The organism is Mesorhizobium sp. M0106, assembly GCF_040322715.1.
In the GTDB taxonomy this organism is placed as follows: domain Bacteria; phylum Pseudomonadota; class Alphaproteobacteria; order Rhizobiales; family Rhizobiaceae; genus Mesorhizobium.
Map to the genome: position 1 here is coordinate 31820 of NZ_JAMYUA010000047.1, position 12913 is coordinate 44732.

12 protein-coding genes are annotated in these 12913 nt (G+C 63.0%); 2 read left to right on the plus strand and 10 right to left on the minus strand.

The window, feature by feature from the left end:
• Positions 1–43: 43 nt before the first annotated feature.
• The 9 genes from phnN to NKJ55_RS29910 all read right to left on the minus strand — a co-directional run bounded on the left by phnN (position 44) and on the right by NKJ55_RS29910 (position 9510).
• Entirely contained in the window at positions 44–673 is a 630-nt protein-coding gene (phnN, locus tag NKJ55_RS29870) for a phosphonate metabolism protein/1,5-bisphosphokinase (PRPP-forming) PhnN (protein WP_352453005.1), read from the minus strand.
• Positions 670–1809, minus strand: a complete 1140-nt coding sequence (locus NKJ55_RS29875) for an alpha-D-ribose 1-methylphosphonate 5-triphosphate diphosphatase (protein WP_352453006.1) — start codon at positions 1807–1809, stop codon at positions 670–672. Before NKJ55_RS29875 ends, phnN begins: the two co-directional genes overlap by 4 nt.
• 79 nt (positions 1810–1888) lie before the next feature.
• The gene (locus tag NKJ55_RS29880) at positions 1889–2596 is read right to left on the minus strand and encodes a DUF1045 domain-containing protein (RefSeq protein WP_352453007.1); all 708 of its coding nucleotides are present in this window, start codon (positions 2594–2596) and stop codon (positions 1889–1891) included.
• A 148-nt stretch (positions 2597–2744) separates the two neighbouring features.
• Complete coding sequence (iolB, locus tag NKJ55_RS29885; RefSeq protein WP_352453008.1) at positions 2745–3557, minus strand: 5-deoxy-glucuronate isomerase; 813 nt, start codon at positions 3555–3557, stop codon at positions 2745–2747.
• 2 nt (positions 3558–3559) lie between these two features.
• Positions 3560–3778, minus strand: coding sequence for a DUF3329 domain-containing protein (locus tag NKJ55_RS29890; RefSeq protein ID WP_352453009.1), 219 nt, complete (start codon positions 3776–3778; stop codon positions 3560–3562).
• 27 nt (positions 3779–3805) lie between these two features.
• Complete coding sequence (iolE, locus tag NKJ55_RS29895; protein ID WP_352453010.1) at positions 3806–4723, minus strand: myo-inosose-2 dehydratase; 918 nt, start codon at positions 4721–4723, stop codon at positions 3806–3808.
• 44 nt (positions 4724–4767) lie between these two features.
• Positions 4768–6612 (minus strand): 3D-(3,5/4)-trihydroxycyclohexane-1,2-dione acylhydrolase (decyclizing), encoded by a 1845-nt coding sequence (iolD, locus tag NKJ55_RS29900; protein WP_352453011.1) that lies wholly within the window; start codon positions 6610–6612, stop codon positions 4768–4770.
• Positions 6613–6646: 34 nt separating this feature from the next.
• On the minus strand, positions 6647–8581 hold the full coding sequence (locus tag NKJ55_RS29905; protein WP_352453012.1) for a bifunctional 5-dehydro-2-deoxygluconokinase/5-dehydro-2-deoxyphosphogluconate aldolase: 1935 nt from the start codon (positions 8579–8581) through the stop codon (positions 6647–6649).
• A gap of 200 nt (positions 8582–8781) precedes the next feature.
• Positions 8782–9510 carry an SDR family oxidoreductase gene (locus NKJ55_RS29910; RefSeq protein WP_352453013.1) on the minus strand — a complete coding sequence of 243 codons (729 nt, stop codon included), beginning with the start codon at positions 9508–9510 and terminating at the stop codon, positions 8782–8784.
• A 138-nt stretch (positions 9511–9648) separates the two neighbouring features.
• Between NKJ55_RS29910 and NKJ55_RS29915 the strand changes: the two genes are divergently transcribed.
• Complete coding sequence (locus tag NKJ55_RS29915; RefSeq protein WP_352453014.1) at positions 9649–10539, plus strand: AraC family transcriptional regulator; 891 nt, start codon at positions 9649–9651, stop codon at positions 10537–10539.
• Here NKJ55_RS29915 and NKJ55_RS29920 read toward each other — a convergent pair.
• Entirely contained in the window at positions 10536–11381 is an 846-nt protein-coding gene (locus tag NKJ55_RS29920) for a MurR/RpiR family transcriptional regulator (RefSeq protein WP_352453019.1), read from the minus strand. The two genes, NKJ55_RS29915 and NKJ55_RS29920, sit on opposite strands and share 4 nt — an antisense overlap.
• A gap of 153 nt (positions 11382–11534) precedes the next feature.
• Here NKJ55_RS29920 and NKJ55_RS29925 point away from each other — a divergent pair, with 153 nt between their 5' ends.
• Positions 11535–12644 carry a Gfo/Idh/MocA family protein gene (locus NKJ55_RS29925; protein WP_352453015.1) on the plus strand — a complete coding sequence of 370 codons (1110 nt, stop codon included), beginning with the start codon at positions 11535–11537 and terminating at the stop codon, positions 12642–12644.
• Positions 12645–12913 lie beyond the last annotated feature (269 nt).

The window sequence follows — 12913 nt, forward strand, 5'->3', positions numbered from 1 at the left end:
AGACAAGTAGCGCCCATACCGAATGCATCGGATGGGCGCTACTTTAGATAAGGCCCGACATGTCGGAGAAGGCCATGGCCTTGCGCAGCACCTCGGCGGAGCGCTCGCCGGCGGCTTCACGAGGGCCGCTATTGTCGATCGAGGTGACACCCGGTCCGGACAGCGCGACATTGGCACTGCGCGCCAGCCGTGCCAGCACTTCGCCGCGCGATTCGCGACCGCGCAATGCCAGCCGCTCGGCCAGGATATCCGGTGTAGCCGTGATCTCGACGACAGCCAGATTGGCGTAGCGCTCCCGCAGCGCCGGGATGATCGCGCGCGAGACGTTGGCGATCGCGACACGGCCGTTTGAGACCGACCAATCGACTTCGGCCGGGATGCCATAGCGCAGGCCATGCGCCTCCCAGGAAATCGCGAAGGCGCCATCCGCTTCGGCCTCGACGAAGGCAACGTCGGCGAGCGTGTCGTGATCCTCGGTGGCCGCATCGCTCGGCCGGGTGATCACCCGGCGCACGAACTCCAGCCGGCTCTCGTCGGCAAACACGGCGCGCGCATAGCCGATCACCGTGTCCTTGCCGGCACCGCTCGGCCCGACGACGGCGACGAAGACACCGTCGCGGATCGGAAATCCCGTAGCGGACAATTCACGCTCGACCGATGCCGACACCATCATGCGACTCGGCGTCCCTGCCGCCAGACCGTGCGGACGACCGGGACATGGTCGTCGACGCGCACGCGAACCAGATCGGCGCGCCGGCCGGGCTCGATGACACCGCGATCGGTGAGGCCGACCGCCTCGGCCGGGTTCTTCGAGACCATCGCCACCGCCTGTGGCAAGGAAATGCCCTCGACCACGTCGCCGAGGAAGAAGGCTGACTGGATCAGACTGAAGGGAATGTAGTCCGACGACAGGATATCGAGCAGGCCATCGCCGGCCAGCGTGCGGGCCGAGACATTGCCCGAATGCGACGCGCCGCGCATGACGTTCGGCGCGCCCATCAATACGCCGAGCCCTGCCTCTTTTGAAGCCCGCGCCGCCTCCTCGGTGGTCGGGAACTCGGCGACGCGCACACCTTGCTCGATCGCTTCGTCGACATGGCCGACGGTTGCGTCGTCATGGCTGGCGAGCACGATGCCGCGCTCTTGGCAGGCAGCGGCGATGAAGCTGCGGTTCGGGCTCGAATTCCTCGCCGATTCCGCCATCCGCTTTTCGCAGAATTTCTGGAAATCGCGATCGGTCAGCTTCAGCTTGCGCTGGTAGTAATAGGCGTAGGTTTCCAAATTGACGAACTGGCGCTGTCCGGGCGCATGGTCCATCAGCGACGCCAGCCTGACCCGCTCGTCGCCGTCGAAATTGGCGAAGGCTGTGAGGCAGTCCGGCGCCGAAACCTCGCAACGCAGATGGAGGAAATGGTCGGCCCTGAGCCGGTCCTGCTGCACGCTGTCCTCGATCGCGTCGGCCAGCTTGCGTATGTCGGCGGCCGTCAGGTCGGCATCCTCGTCCATGCCGACACGCAAGGCGTCGAGCACGGTGGTGATGCCGGCGGTCGCCACCTGCGCGTCATGGGCGAGCACCGCGGCGATCGGGTTCCAGCGCACTTTCGGCCGTGGCGCGTAATGGCCTTCGAGATGATCGGTGTGGAGCTCGACCAGGCCAGGGATGATGAAGTCGCCGCCCATGTCCTCGCCGCTGCGGCCGGGTCCGGCATCGATGGCGGCGATCATGCCGTCGCGCAGCACGATCGACCCTTCGACGATCTGGTCGGCCAGCACAATACGGGCATTGTCAAGAACGGTCTCGGCAGTCATTTCAGGCAGTCCTTGCAGCATTTTGCAGCCAATTGAAAATGAATTGGCTTCGCACCATGCGGTTAAAGCAAATAGCCATTTAGGCAGTTCTTCTGGCCGGGCGGCGCCCGAGCGCGTGATGGGACAGCACCATGAACGGTGCGCCCGGTTCAGTTTCCACAAACAGCGTCAGCGCGTCCACCGCCACCGGCCGTTGCAGCACGTCCGCAAACAGGCTGTCGATTGCTAGGCGAAGACGAGGGCTTTCCTGTGACGACACCCGGCCGGACAGCGTCATATGGAAGCGAAACGTCTCGAAGACATAGGGATAGCCCCACTGGCAGAGATTGCGGAACTCGTCGGGCTTCAGCGAATCGGGGCTGCGCCGTTCGATCTCGGCTTCCGTCAACGGCGCGCGAAAGCGGTCGAAGTCGCGCACCACGTCGTCGGCGAAGCGGTTGAGCGCCGGCAGCGGTGCTTCCGGCAACAGCGCGAAGAAGCCGTCGATCTGGCTGACGACGAGGCGCGGGATCGTAACCACCGGCGTCGCCTCGGCAAAATCGTCGAGTGCTGCACGAAGCGACGTTTCCGTCTCGTTGGAGGCCAGTCTGAAGGGCGCCTTCAGTGTCGCATGAAAGCCATAGCGGCGCGCCGAGGCGGTATGGAAGGCAACTTCTGCCGCCGACAACTCGCCCGCAGCCTCGACCGGCTTTGTGGCGGCACCGAATGGGTCGCGGCCGAGCCAGTCGGCGGCGATCCGTGCCAGCGGTTCGTCCTGTCGGGGGGTGAAATAGATCGCGTAGCGCATCGAAAGTCCTCGTCAGCCCCGCTGCCATAGGTGATTTCCATGACGAATTGACGAAGCTTTGCGGCGTTTTCGGTAACAAAACCACACAGCCGGGTCGTTAGCCGACGATTTTTCGCTTGGACCAGCGGTTGGGGCGAAGGGGAAGTGGTTAGGCCTTCATCAGCCATTCGTGCTCGGGCGCGTTGTGGAATTTCCACGTCCGCTTCGGTCCGGCCATGACGTTGAGATAATAGAGATCATAGCCGTGGCAGGCTGCGCAGGGGTGATAACCCTTGGGAACCAGCACGACGTCGCCGTCCTCGATCGCCATCGCCTCGTCTAGCGAACGAGCACCGTTCTCGTCGGCATCGGTGTAGACGCGCTGGAAAGCAAAGCCCTGCGGCGGGTTGAGACGGTGGTAATAGGTCTCCTCGAGATAGGATTCAGCCGGCAGATTGTCCTGGTCGTGCTTGTGCGGCGGATAGCTCGATGTGTGGCCGCCGGGTGTGATGACCTCAACCACCAGCAAGGAATCGGCCGGCTTGCCTTCCGGCAGGATGTTGGTGACGTAGCGCGTGTTGGTGCCTTTGCCGCGAACCTCCTGGCCGAGATCGTCGGGTCCGATGACACGGATCGGCAGACCGCCGCCCAGTCCTGGCGCCGAACAGACGGCAAGTTCGAGATCGGTATCGGCGCTCACCGACCACTCCGACCCCTGCGGCACATAGACCGACCAAGGCTTGCCTTCGAACGGCGACATGCGTTCGCCGAGCAGGCCGAGATCCTTGCCGCCGGCTTTGGCCTTGCCCTTGCCGGTGACGAACACCAGGCAGACCTCACGATCCGCGGTTTGCCCGGAAGCGCTCTCGCCGGGCCTGAGCCGATGCAGATCGAAGCCGACATAGGTCCAGCCGGCGTTTTGCGGCGTCACATGAGCGATGCGGCCGTGGCCCTTATTGGCTTTGACGAGCAGCTTCGACATGGTCATTCCTTCGGTTCGGCGTCCGCCGATGACTTGTCCTCGTCAGCCGGCTTGTAGAGATAGAAGAATTGCCAGACGGCATAGCCGGCGAAGCCGAGCGCGATCACGCCCCAGAACGGCGTGCCGGTGGCGAATTCGATCACCGACCAGACCAGGCAGACCGCGACAACGGCAACGCGCCGCCACAGCGGCCGGAAAAACGGGTGCTCGGAGTCTTTCATCGGATCAACACCTTTCCTCGCGAACTCTCAAGCATTGGGAAAGCCCTGTGTCTCCACCGTATAGCCGGCCGCCGTCATAGCCCGCATCAATTCCTTGTAGCCGACCTGCGCCATCTTGAGCGGCGGGTTCTTCTTCGGATCCTGCTCGGCCTCGACCACGAACCAGCCCTCATAGCCATGGTCGGCGAGCCTCTGGACGATGGCGCCAAAATCCAGCGAGCCATCTCCCGGCACGGTGAAGGCGCCAAGTGCCACCGCGTCGAGGAACGATTGCTTCTCGCGATCCAGTCCCGCGATCACCTCCATGCGCACATCTTTCACATGCACATGGTTGATGCGCGGGTGGTGGTTATCAATAGCGCGCAGCACATCGCCGCCGGCAAAGGCCAGGTGACCCGCGTCGAGCAGCAATGGAATGCCTTCTCCCGAGTAACGCATGAAGGCATCTAGCTCTGGCTCGGTCTCAACTACTGCCGCCATATGATGATGGTAGGAGAGCGGCATGCCTTGCTCTGCACACCATTCGCCGAACTGCGTGAGCCGCCGGGCGTAGGCTTTCATTTCCTCGTCCGAAAGCCTGGGCTTGCTGGCGAGCGGCTTCGAGCGGTCGCCCTGGATGGAGCGGCCGACTTCACCATAGACGATGCATGGCGCGTTCACCGCCTTGAACAGGTCGATCATCGGCTGGATACGATCCTTGTTCTTCGCCATGTCTTCGTCGACCAGCGTCCCCGAGAACCAGCCGCCGCAAAGCGTCACGTCGGCCTCTTTCAGGATCGGCAGCATGATTTGCGGATCGTTGGGAAAGCGGCGGCCCATTTCCATTCCGGTAAAGCCAGCCGAGCGCGACTGGCGCAGGCACTCCTCCAGCGACACATCATCGCTGAGTTCGGCAAGATCGTCGTTCCACCATGCAATGGGGGACATGCCCAGTTTGGCTTTCAAGTCGTCACTCCAGTTTCAGACATTCGAGGCGCGTTCGCGGATGGCTAAAGAACCCGCCCGCTCAGCGCTTCCTCATATTTCTTGCGCGCCGCATTCACTTGCGGCCGTGCCGAGACTTCCGGCACTGCGACATCCCACCAGCTTCCACCGGCCTCGGTCGAAACCAGCGGGTCGGTGTCGATGACCAGCACGGTCGTTCGCGTGTTCTTCTTCGCTTGCGCCAGCGCCGTTTCCAGCCCGGCGATCGATGGCACTTTTTCGGCAATCGCACCCATGCTCGCAGCATGCGCGGCGAAGTCGATCTCGGGCAAGGTTTCGTGACGGGTGTCCTTCAGCAGATTGTTGAAGCTGGCCCCGCCGGTCGCAATCTGCAACCGGTTGATGCAGCCATAGCCGCGGTTGTCGAGCAGCACGATGGTCAGCTTGAGGCCGAGCATCACCGAGGTCGCGATCTCGGAATTGAGCATCAGGTAAGAGCCGTCGCCGATCATCACCACGACCTCTTCGTCCGGCTTGGCCATCTTGACGCCAAGCCCGCCGGCGATTTCATAGCCCATTGTCGAGAAGCCGTATTCTGCGTGATAGGAGCCGGGCGCGCCCGCCTGCCATAGCTTGTGCAATTCGCCGGGCAAGCCGCCGGCGGCATGAAGCAGTACCACGCTGGAGCCCATGGTGCGCTGTACTGCGCCAATCACTTGCGCGTCGGACGGATAGGCGGCATTGGTCGACGCCGTCACCTTGTCGGCATCCGCTTGCCAGTTTTTCTTGCCGGTGATCGCATTGTCGGTCCAGCCTGAAGGGGCTTTCCAGCCTTTCAGCGCCGCAGCGAGTTCGGCGAGCCCTTCCGCCGCATCGGCGACCAGCGGCAGCGCCTGGTGCTTTCCGGCGTCAAAAGGCTGCACGTTGAGCCCGATGATGGTCCTGCCGGTATGCTTGAACAATGCCCAGGAGCCGGTGGTGAAATCCTGCAGTCTGGTGCCGACGGCAAGCACGACGTCGGCCTCTTCGGCCAGCCTGTTGGCCGCCGAAGTGCCGGTAACGCCGACCGCGCCCATGTTCAACGGATGATCGTCCGGGAGCGAGGATTTGCCGCCTTGCGTCTCACAAACTGGAACGCCGGCGCCTTGCACCAGTTTTGCCAACTCCTCGGATGCCTGCGAATAGAGTACGCCGCCGCCCGCGATCACCAGCGGCTTTTTCGCCGCTTTGAGTACCGCGACTGCGGCCGCCAGTTCGTTGCGGTCCGGGCGCTGCCGTCGCGGCGTCCAGAGTCGCTCGGCAAAGAAACTCTCGGGGTAGTCATAGGCCTCGGCCTGCACGTCCTGGCACAGCGCCAGCGTCACCGGGCCGCATTCGGCGGGATCGGTCAGCACCTGCATGGCGCGGTTGAGCGCCGGCATGATCTGCTCCGGCCGCGTGATGCGGTCGAAATAGCGCGACACCGGGCGGAGGCAGTCATTGACCGTCGCCGTGCCGTCGGAGAAATCCTCGGCCTGCTGCAATACCGGATCGGGAATGCGGTTGGCGAAGACGTCGCCGGGAAGAAACAGGACGGGCAACCTGTTTACGTGCGCAAGTGCGGCCGCCGTCACCATGTTGAGCGCGCCGGGGCCGATCGAACTGGTCGCGGCCATGAAGCGACGGCGGAAATTGGCCTTGGCGTAGGCGATCGCCGCATGCGCCATTGCCTGCTCGTTATGGGCACGGAAGGTCGGCAGTTCGTCGCGAACCTGGTAGAGCGCCTCGCCGACGCCGGCGACATTGCCGTGGCCGAAGATCGCCCAGACGCCGCCGAAGATCGGCACTCTCTTCCCGTCCATCTCGGTCATCTGTCGAGCAAGAAAGCGGGTCAGCGCCTGCGCCATCGTCAGGCGGATTGTCTTGGTCATGTCGGTTCCTCCGCAGTCCTTATGCCGCGCCTTCTTATGCTGCTTTGCGGCCGCGCGCCGCAAGCCATGCCTCGGTCAGTCTCTCGAAGCGAGATGCCATGTCGGCAACCGCTTCATCGTCTGACATCTTGCCGGCAAGCCATTGTTCGGCCGCGTTGATGAAGATGGTGCGGCCGACGGCAAAGCCCTTGACGATAGACGCCTTGGCGGTGGCAGCAAAGGCCGCTTCCAATTCGTCCTGCGGCGCTTCGAGGCCAAGCAGCACAATCCCGCGGCACCACGGATCGTTCTTCAGGATCACCGCCTCGATCTTTGCCCATGCGCCGGCCGATGCCTGTGGTTCGAGCTTCCACCAATCGGGCTTGATGCCGAGTGCGTAGAGTTCCTCGAGCGCGCGCGGGATGGTCATGTCGTCGAGCCTGCCGTGCTTGCCGGCGATGATCTCGACCAGAAGTTCTCTGCCCACTTTCCGCGCGGCCTCGAACAAAGCGCGCAGTTTCTGCTGCTGTTCGCTCTTCAGCGCCGCGGGATCGTCGGGATGATAGAAGCACAGGCACTTGATGCAGTGGTCGACCGGCCATTCGGTCAGTTGCGAACCTATGTCTTGCGAGAACTCGAAGCGAAGCGGCCGCGAACCCGGCAACTCGACCGGCCGGCCGAGCCAGGCGAAGGAATGGTGGGCGAATTCGAACATCGCCTCGCGTCCGTATTTTTCGTCGAGCAGCATGCCGTAGCCGGCGCGGCCAGCCGCGACCTTGGCCGCAGCCTTGACCGTCAGCACCTTGAAAGCTGGGATTCGCGACGGATCGGCGCCGGCTTTTGCCGCGACATCCTCCAGCTGGACGCGGTGGTCGCAGGCGAACGCCATCAGCGAGGGGATGTCGCGCCGGCGCGTGGTCGCCCAATGGATGTGATTGATCGCCTCGTCCTTGCGCAGCGCCAGATGCTTGCTGCCGTTTTTCAGGAAGAACTGCAATTCCTCGAAAGTCGGGTATTCCGGTGCGCAGAGCAGCCGCGACACGGCAAAGGCGCCGCAGGCATTGGCCCAGGTCGCCGCCGTCGCCAGGCCTTCCTCGCCGAGCCAGCCGCGCAGGAAGCCCGACATGAAGGCGTCGCCGGCGCCGAGCACATTGTAGACCTCGATTGGAAATCCCTTGCCGACGATACCGTCCTCGAGGTCGTCGCTGATCGGCCCGTCATAGACGATGCAGCCCATGGCGCCGCGTTTCAGCACGATGGTTGCCGCCGACAGCGAGCGGATGGTTTTCAGCGCGCTCAGGCAATCGTCTGCGCCCGAGGCGATCATGATTTCCTCTTCGGTGCCGACGATGAGATCGCAATCGGGCAGCACCGTCTTCAACTGCGCCGAGACGCGGTCGGATTTCACATAGCGCTCGAAGCCTTCGGCGTGGCCGGCGAGACCCCAGAGGTTGGGGCGGTAGTCGATGTCGAACACCACCTTGCCGCCCTTGGCTTTCATGACACGGATCGCCTTGCGCTGGGCGGCGTCGCTGTTGGGCCGTGAAAAATGCGTGCCGGTGACGACGACCGCGCGTGCCGAAGCGATAAACGCCTCATCGATATCGTCTTTCGAAAGCGCCATGTCGGCGCAATCGCTGCGATAGAAGATCATCGGCGAGACGCCTTCATCCTCGACCGACAGCAGCACCAGGGCGGTCAGCCGCTCCGGATCGGTCTTGAGGCCTTGGACCGAAACGCCCTCGCGGGTCAGCTGCTCGCGGATGAAGCGGCCCATCTGCTCATTGCCGACGCGTGTGAGCAGCGCCGAGCGCAGGCCGAGCCTGGCAGTACCGACCGCGATATTGGCCGGACAGCCGCCGACCGACTTGGCAAAGGAAGTAATGTCCTCGAGGCGCGAGCCGATCTGCTGACCATAGAGATCGACGGAAGCGCGGCCGATTGTGATGATGTCGAGCGGCGCATGTCTCGCTTCCACGGCTTCGCCCATTCGAACCTCCCATCGGCTTTGTTGTCTTGGGTAACACGCGCGAGCGGCAGCGTGGCGCCGGCAATATGAAATAATAATTCCAATCCATAGTCAATATGGAACGAGCATTCCCAAGGCTGAAAAGTGCTGTGCAAGGCTCGCGCGTTCAGAAACTTTGAAGTCAGACGAACGTCAAGTGTCTACCACTGAAACCAGCTGATTTACCAAGGAAGCGGGCCATCATCGTTGAAGAACCCGGCGGTCGGGCCATCGGCGTCCAGGGTCGCCAGGTGAATGACGATCTCGGCCGCCTGCTGCACCGTGCGGTGACCTCTATACTCGTTGAGATCGGTGGCGGTATAGCCGGGCGCCGCGGCGTTGACCTTGATGTCTTGCGGCGCGAGCTCCCTGGCGAAGGCCACGGTGATGGCGTTCAAGGCCGTCTTGGAGCTGCCGTAGCCCATCATGTTAACGGCGTGGTTCGCAGTGGCGGGATCGAGCGCCCGGCCGATGGACCCGGTGGAGCTGCTCACCATCACGATCCGGGCAGCAGGTGCTGCTAGCAGCAGCGGCAGGAATGCCTGGGTCACGCGGATCGGGCCGAAGACATTGACGTCGTAGGTGGCCTGGATGTCGGCGATCCGCTGCTGGCTCGGCGGCAGGTCGTAATTGATGGCGACGCCGGCGTTGTTCACCAGCACGTCGAGGCAGGGGCTGGCCTGCCTGAATGCCTCGGCTGCCGCCTTCACACTGTCATCCCGCGTGACGTCCAGCTCAAGCCACTCCACGTCGAGGCCTTCGGCGCGCAATGCCTGCGCCGCCGCCATGCCGCGTTCGGCGCTCCTGGCGCCGAGCCAGACCTTGAAGCCCATGGTCGCCAGTCGCCGGGCGATTTCACGGCCTATACCCTTGTTGGCGCCGGTCACCAGCGCGCTTTTCGATGTTCTCATAATCGGTGTCTCCATTTTTCTTGTGGAAGACCCACAAATGGTGCGAGGCAGCAGGGGTTGCGCGCCGGAAATTCTCCGGCTCTTGCCTAATCCTCTCACGCTGTTGCGCCGCCGGTGCGAATGCGCGATGCTGGCGCAATGAGCGAAGCGCTGCAGGAGTTGATCGAGATCGCCAGCCGCCATGCGCGCGGGCGACGAACAAGAACGGCGGTTCCCCGCGTTTCGATCGGCCGCAGCGAAGTCGCCACGCCGCCATTGTCAGGGGTGTGGGGGTCGGGGATCTTATTCGTACTGCAGGGCGCGAAGACGGTTCTGATCGGCGACCGGGCTCTTCGTTACAATCCGGCCAGCTATTTCATCTATACTGTCGAGACGCCCACCATCAGCCAGATAATCGAAGCGAGCGCGGCGCGTCCTTACCTGGCCATTGGCTTGACCCTTGACCTGCAGGCCGTCGCCGCGCTCCTCGTCGAGCACGCGCCGGCCCTCAGTGGCGACAGTTTCTCCACCTCTCCCGCTGATGACGATCTGCTCGACGCGTTGCGTCGAATGATGCGGCTGCTTGACCGGCCAGCGGAGATTCCCGTGCTCGCGACCATGATCGAGCGAGAGATGGTGTTTCGGCTCCTGCAAGGCCCCCAAGGCGGAAAGCTTCGTGAACTTGCGCGCGCCGATGGCCATCTGTCCCGGATTGGCCGGGCGATCGCCTGGATCCGTTCGCATCCCCATCAGCCGGTCCGGGTCGGCGATCTGGCCGAGATTGCCCGTATGAGCAGTGCTGCGTTTTATCGTCACTTCAAGGCGGCGACGGCCATGAGCCCAATCCAGTATCAAAAGCAAATCCGCTTGCTGGAAGCCCGCCATCTGCTGATTGCCCAGCCGGGCAACGTCGCACGTGTCGCCTTCGCCGTCGGCTATGAGAGTGCTTCCCAGTTCAGCCGGGAGTATGCCCGCCAGTTCGGGTCGCCGCCTGCCCGCGACGCAGCGCGGCTTTCGGCAGAAGGCGAAACGGCAATAGAGGTGATCTAAGGCTTGCGCTTCTTGCCAGTATCGCGCCGCTTCTCGCCGACCGCGACGGTCAGCGCCATAGCCAAAGCCATCGTCGCCGACAGCGAGCGGAAGCCGGCGAAATCGGCCTCGGCGACCTCGAACCAGACCCTGGCGAATTGGGCGAGTGGCGAAAAGGAGCTGTCGGTAATCGCCACGATCGGCACGCCTTGCTCCGAAATGACGCGCGCCTCCTCGATGGTGGCCGGGGCATAGGGCGAAAAGCTGATGGCGATCACGGCGTCCCTTGGAGAGGCAAAGCCGATCATCTCTGCATTGAGGCCGGCGGCCGATTCGATCAGCTGGTTGCGGATCTTGAGCTTGCCCAATGCATAGGCGATATAGGAGGCGACCGGGTAGGAGCGCCGCTTGGCCAGCACGTAAATGGTTTCGGCCTTGGCCAACACGGTGATTGCATCTTCGAAATGGTCTTCATTCAGCGTGCGCGAAATGTCGTTGAGCGAGGTACTGGCTGCGGCAACAAAACCGTCGAAAATCGCGCGGTGGCCGGCGCCTTCCTCGGCCTTGGCGCGCAATGCCGCCAGCCTTTCATCATAGGATGAGTTGCGCTCGCGCAGGCGCTCGCGAAACACCAACTGCAGGCTGGTGAAACCATCAAAACCAAGCTGCTGGGCAAAGCGGATCAGGGTCGAAGGCTGGACACCGGCGGAAGCGGCGATGCTGGCAGCGGTGCCGAAGGCGATATCGTCTGCGTTGTCGAGCGCATAGGCGGCGATCTGGGCGATACGTTTCGGCAAGCTGTGGCGCCGCTCCAGGATCGTCGCCCGCAGCGTCTCGAAATCGCGCGGCACCCGTTCGTCCATCGTCGCTCCGCCCAGGCTCATCGTCTGGTTCCCTCTGTGCCCCATCATAGCGGGCCTGTGCAAGAACACCATAAAAAATGAGACAAGCGTTCCATCTCCAGACAAAATGGACTAATTCATCCACACAAATTTTGCACACAGGGAGGCAAGCGGATGGTCGGGGTAGGTCTTATCGGCACGGGTTTCATGGGCAAGTGCCACGCCATTGCCTGGAACGCGGTCGGCACCGTCTTTCCCGATGTGGCCAAGCCAAGGCTGGTCCATCTGGGCGAGGTCAACGAGGATCTTGCCAAACGCCGTGCCAGCGAATTCGGCTTCGCCAAGGCCTCCGGCGATTGGCGCGCCGTCGTCGACGACCCGGAAGTCGATGTCGTTTCGCTGACCACGCCGAACCAGTTCCACCCGGAAATGGCCATCGCCATCCTCGAAGCCGGCAAGCATCTGTGGTGTGAAAAACCGATGGCGCCGAGCTTCGCCGAGGCGCAAGCAATGGCCGCGGCGGCCCAAAAGTCCGGCAAGGTCGCCGCGCTCGGCTATAACTATATTCAGAACCCAGCGATCCGCCATATCGGCGCGCTGCTCGACGAGAAGATCATCGGCGAGGTCAACCATCTGCGTATCGAGATGGACGAGGACTTCATGGCCGATCCGGAGGCGCTGTTCTTCTGGAAGCACGAGGCGGCGTCCGGTTACGGCGCGCTCGACGATTTCGCCGTGCATCCGCTGTCGCTCATCGCCGTACTGTTCGGCCGCGTTGCCCGTGTCATGTGCGACATGGCCAAACCCTATGCCGACCGCCGCGTCGCCTCGGGCGGGCGCCGCGCGGTCGAGACCTACGACATCGCCAGCATCCTGATGCATCTCGAAAACGGCATCGCCGGCACGCTGCTGGTCAACCGTTCGGCCTGGGGCCGCAAAGGCCGGATCGCCATCCAGATTTTTGGCTCGAAGGGCTCGATCCTGTACGACCAGGAGCGGATGAATGAGTTCCAGCTCTATCTGACGGCCGACCGGCCGACCGAGCAAGGCTACCGCACCATCCTGGTGGCGCCGCATCATAAGCCTTATGACGCCTTCCTGCCGGCGCCCGGTCACGGCCTTGGCTTTAATGATCTCAAGATCATCGAATGCCGGGAACTGTTGACGCGGCTTGCCGGCAAGCCGGCGCGGATCATCGATTTCGACGAAGGCCTGGAGATCGAGCGCACGGTACACGCGATGGCGCGCTCGTTCGCAGAACAGCGCTGGATGGAGGTGCGGTAATAAGCCCCTTCTCCCCTTGTGGGAGAAGGTGGCCGAGCGAAGCTCGGTCGGATGAAGGGTGTTGGACGGATCGCTACAGCGAAGAAATAACCGCTTAAAATCCCTCAATATTTTACGCCAAGTTTCTTCCAGCACCCCTCATCCGGCTCGGCGCTGCCCGCCGATCCACCTTCTCCCACAAGGGTGTTTGGACTGGGGACATCGCGAACAGATGTGCGAGGACATCGCGAACAGTTTTGCGCTTTTGCGCGAGGGGGTTCGGGATGCCA

Excerpts from the sequence above, each read along its gene's own strand:
- NKJ55_RS29925 (WP_352453015.1), top strand. The coding sequence starts at position 11,535 with ATGGTCGGGGTAGGTCTTATCGGCACGGGTTTCATGGGCAAGTGCCAC.
- NKJ55_RS29875 (WP_352453006.1), bottom strand. The coding sequence starts at position 1,809 with ATGACTGCCGAGACCGTTCTTGACAATGCCCGTATTGTGCTGGCCGAC.
- iolD (WP_352453011.1), bottom strand. The coding sequence starts at position 6,612 with ATGACCAAGACAATCCGCCTGACGATGGCGCAGGCGCTGACCCGCTTT.
- phnN (WP_352453005.1), bottom strand. The coding sequence starts at position 673 with ATGATGGTGTCGGCATCGGTCGAGCGTGAATTGTCCGCTACGGGATTT.
- NKJ55_RS29905 (WP_352453012.1), bottom strand. The coding sequence starts at position 8,581 with ATGGGCGAAGCCGTGGAAGCGAGACATGCGCCGCTCGACATCATCACA.
- NKJ55_RS29915 (WP_352453014.1), top strand. The coding sequence starts at position 9,649 with ATGAGCGAAGCGCTGCAGGAGTTGATCGAGATCGCCAGCCGCCATGCG.
- iolB (WP_352453008.1), bottom strand. The coding sequence starts at position 3,557 with ATGTCGAAGCTGCTCGTCAAAGCCAATAAGGGCCACGGCCGCATCGCT.
- NKJ55_RS29920 (WP_352453019.1), bottom strand. The coding sequence starts at position 11,381 with ATGGACGAACGGGTGCCGCGCGATTTCGAGACGCTGCGGGCGACGATC.
- NKJ55_RS29880 (WP_352453007.1), bottom strand. The coding sequence starts at position 2,596 with ATGCGCTACGCGATCTATTTCACCCCCCGACAGGACGAACCGCTGGCA.
- NKJ55_RS29910 (WP_352453013.1), bottom strand. The coding sequence starts at position 9,510 with ATGAGAACATCGAAAAGCGCGCTGGTGACCGGCGCCAACAAGGGTATA.
- NKJ55_RS29890 (WP_352453009.1), bottom strand. The coding sequence starts at position 3,778 with ATGAAAGACTCCGAGCACCCGTTTTTCCGGCCGCTGTGGCGGCGCGTT.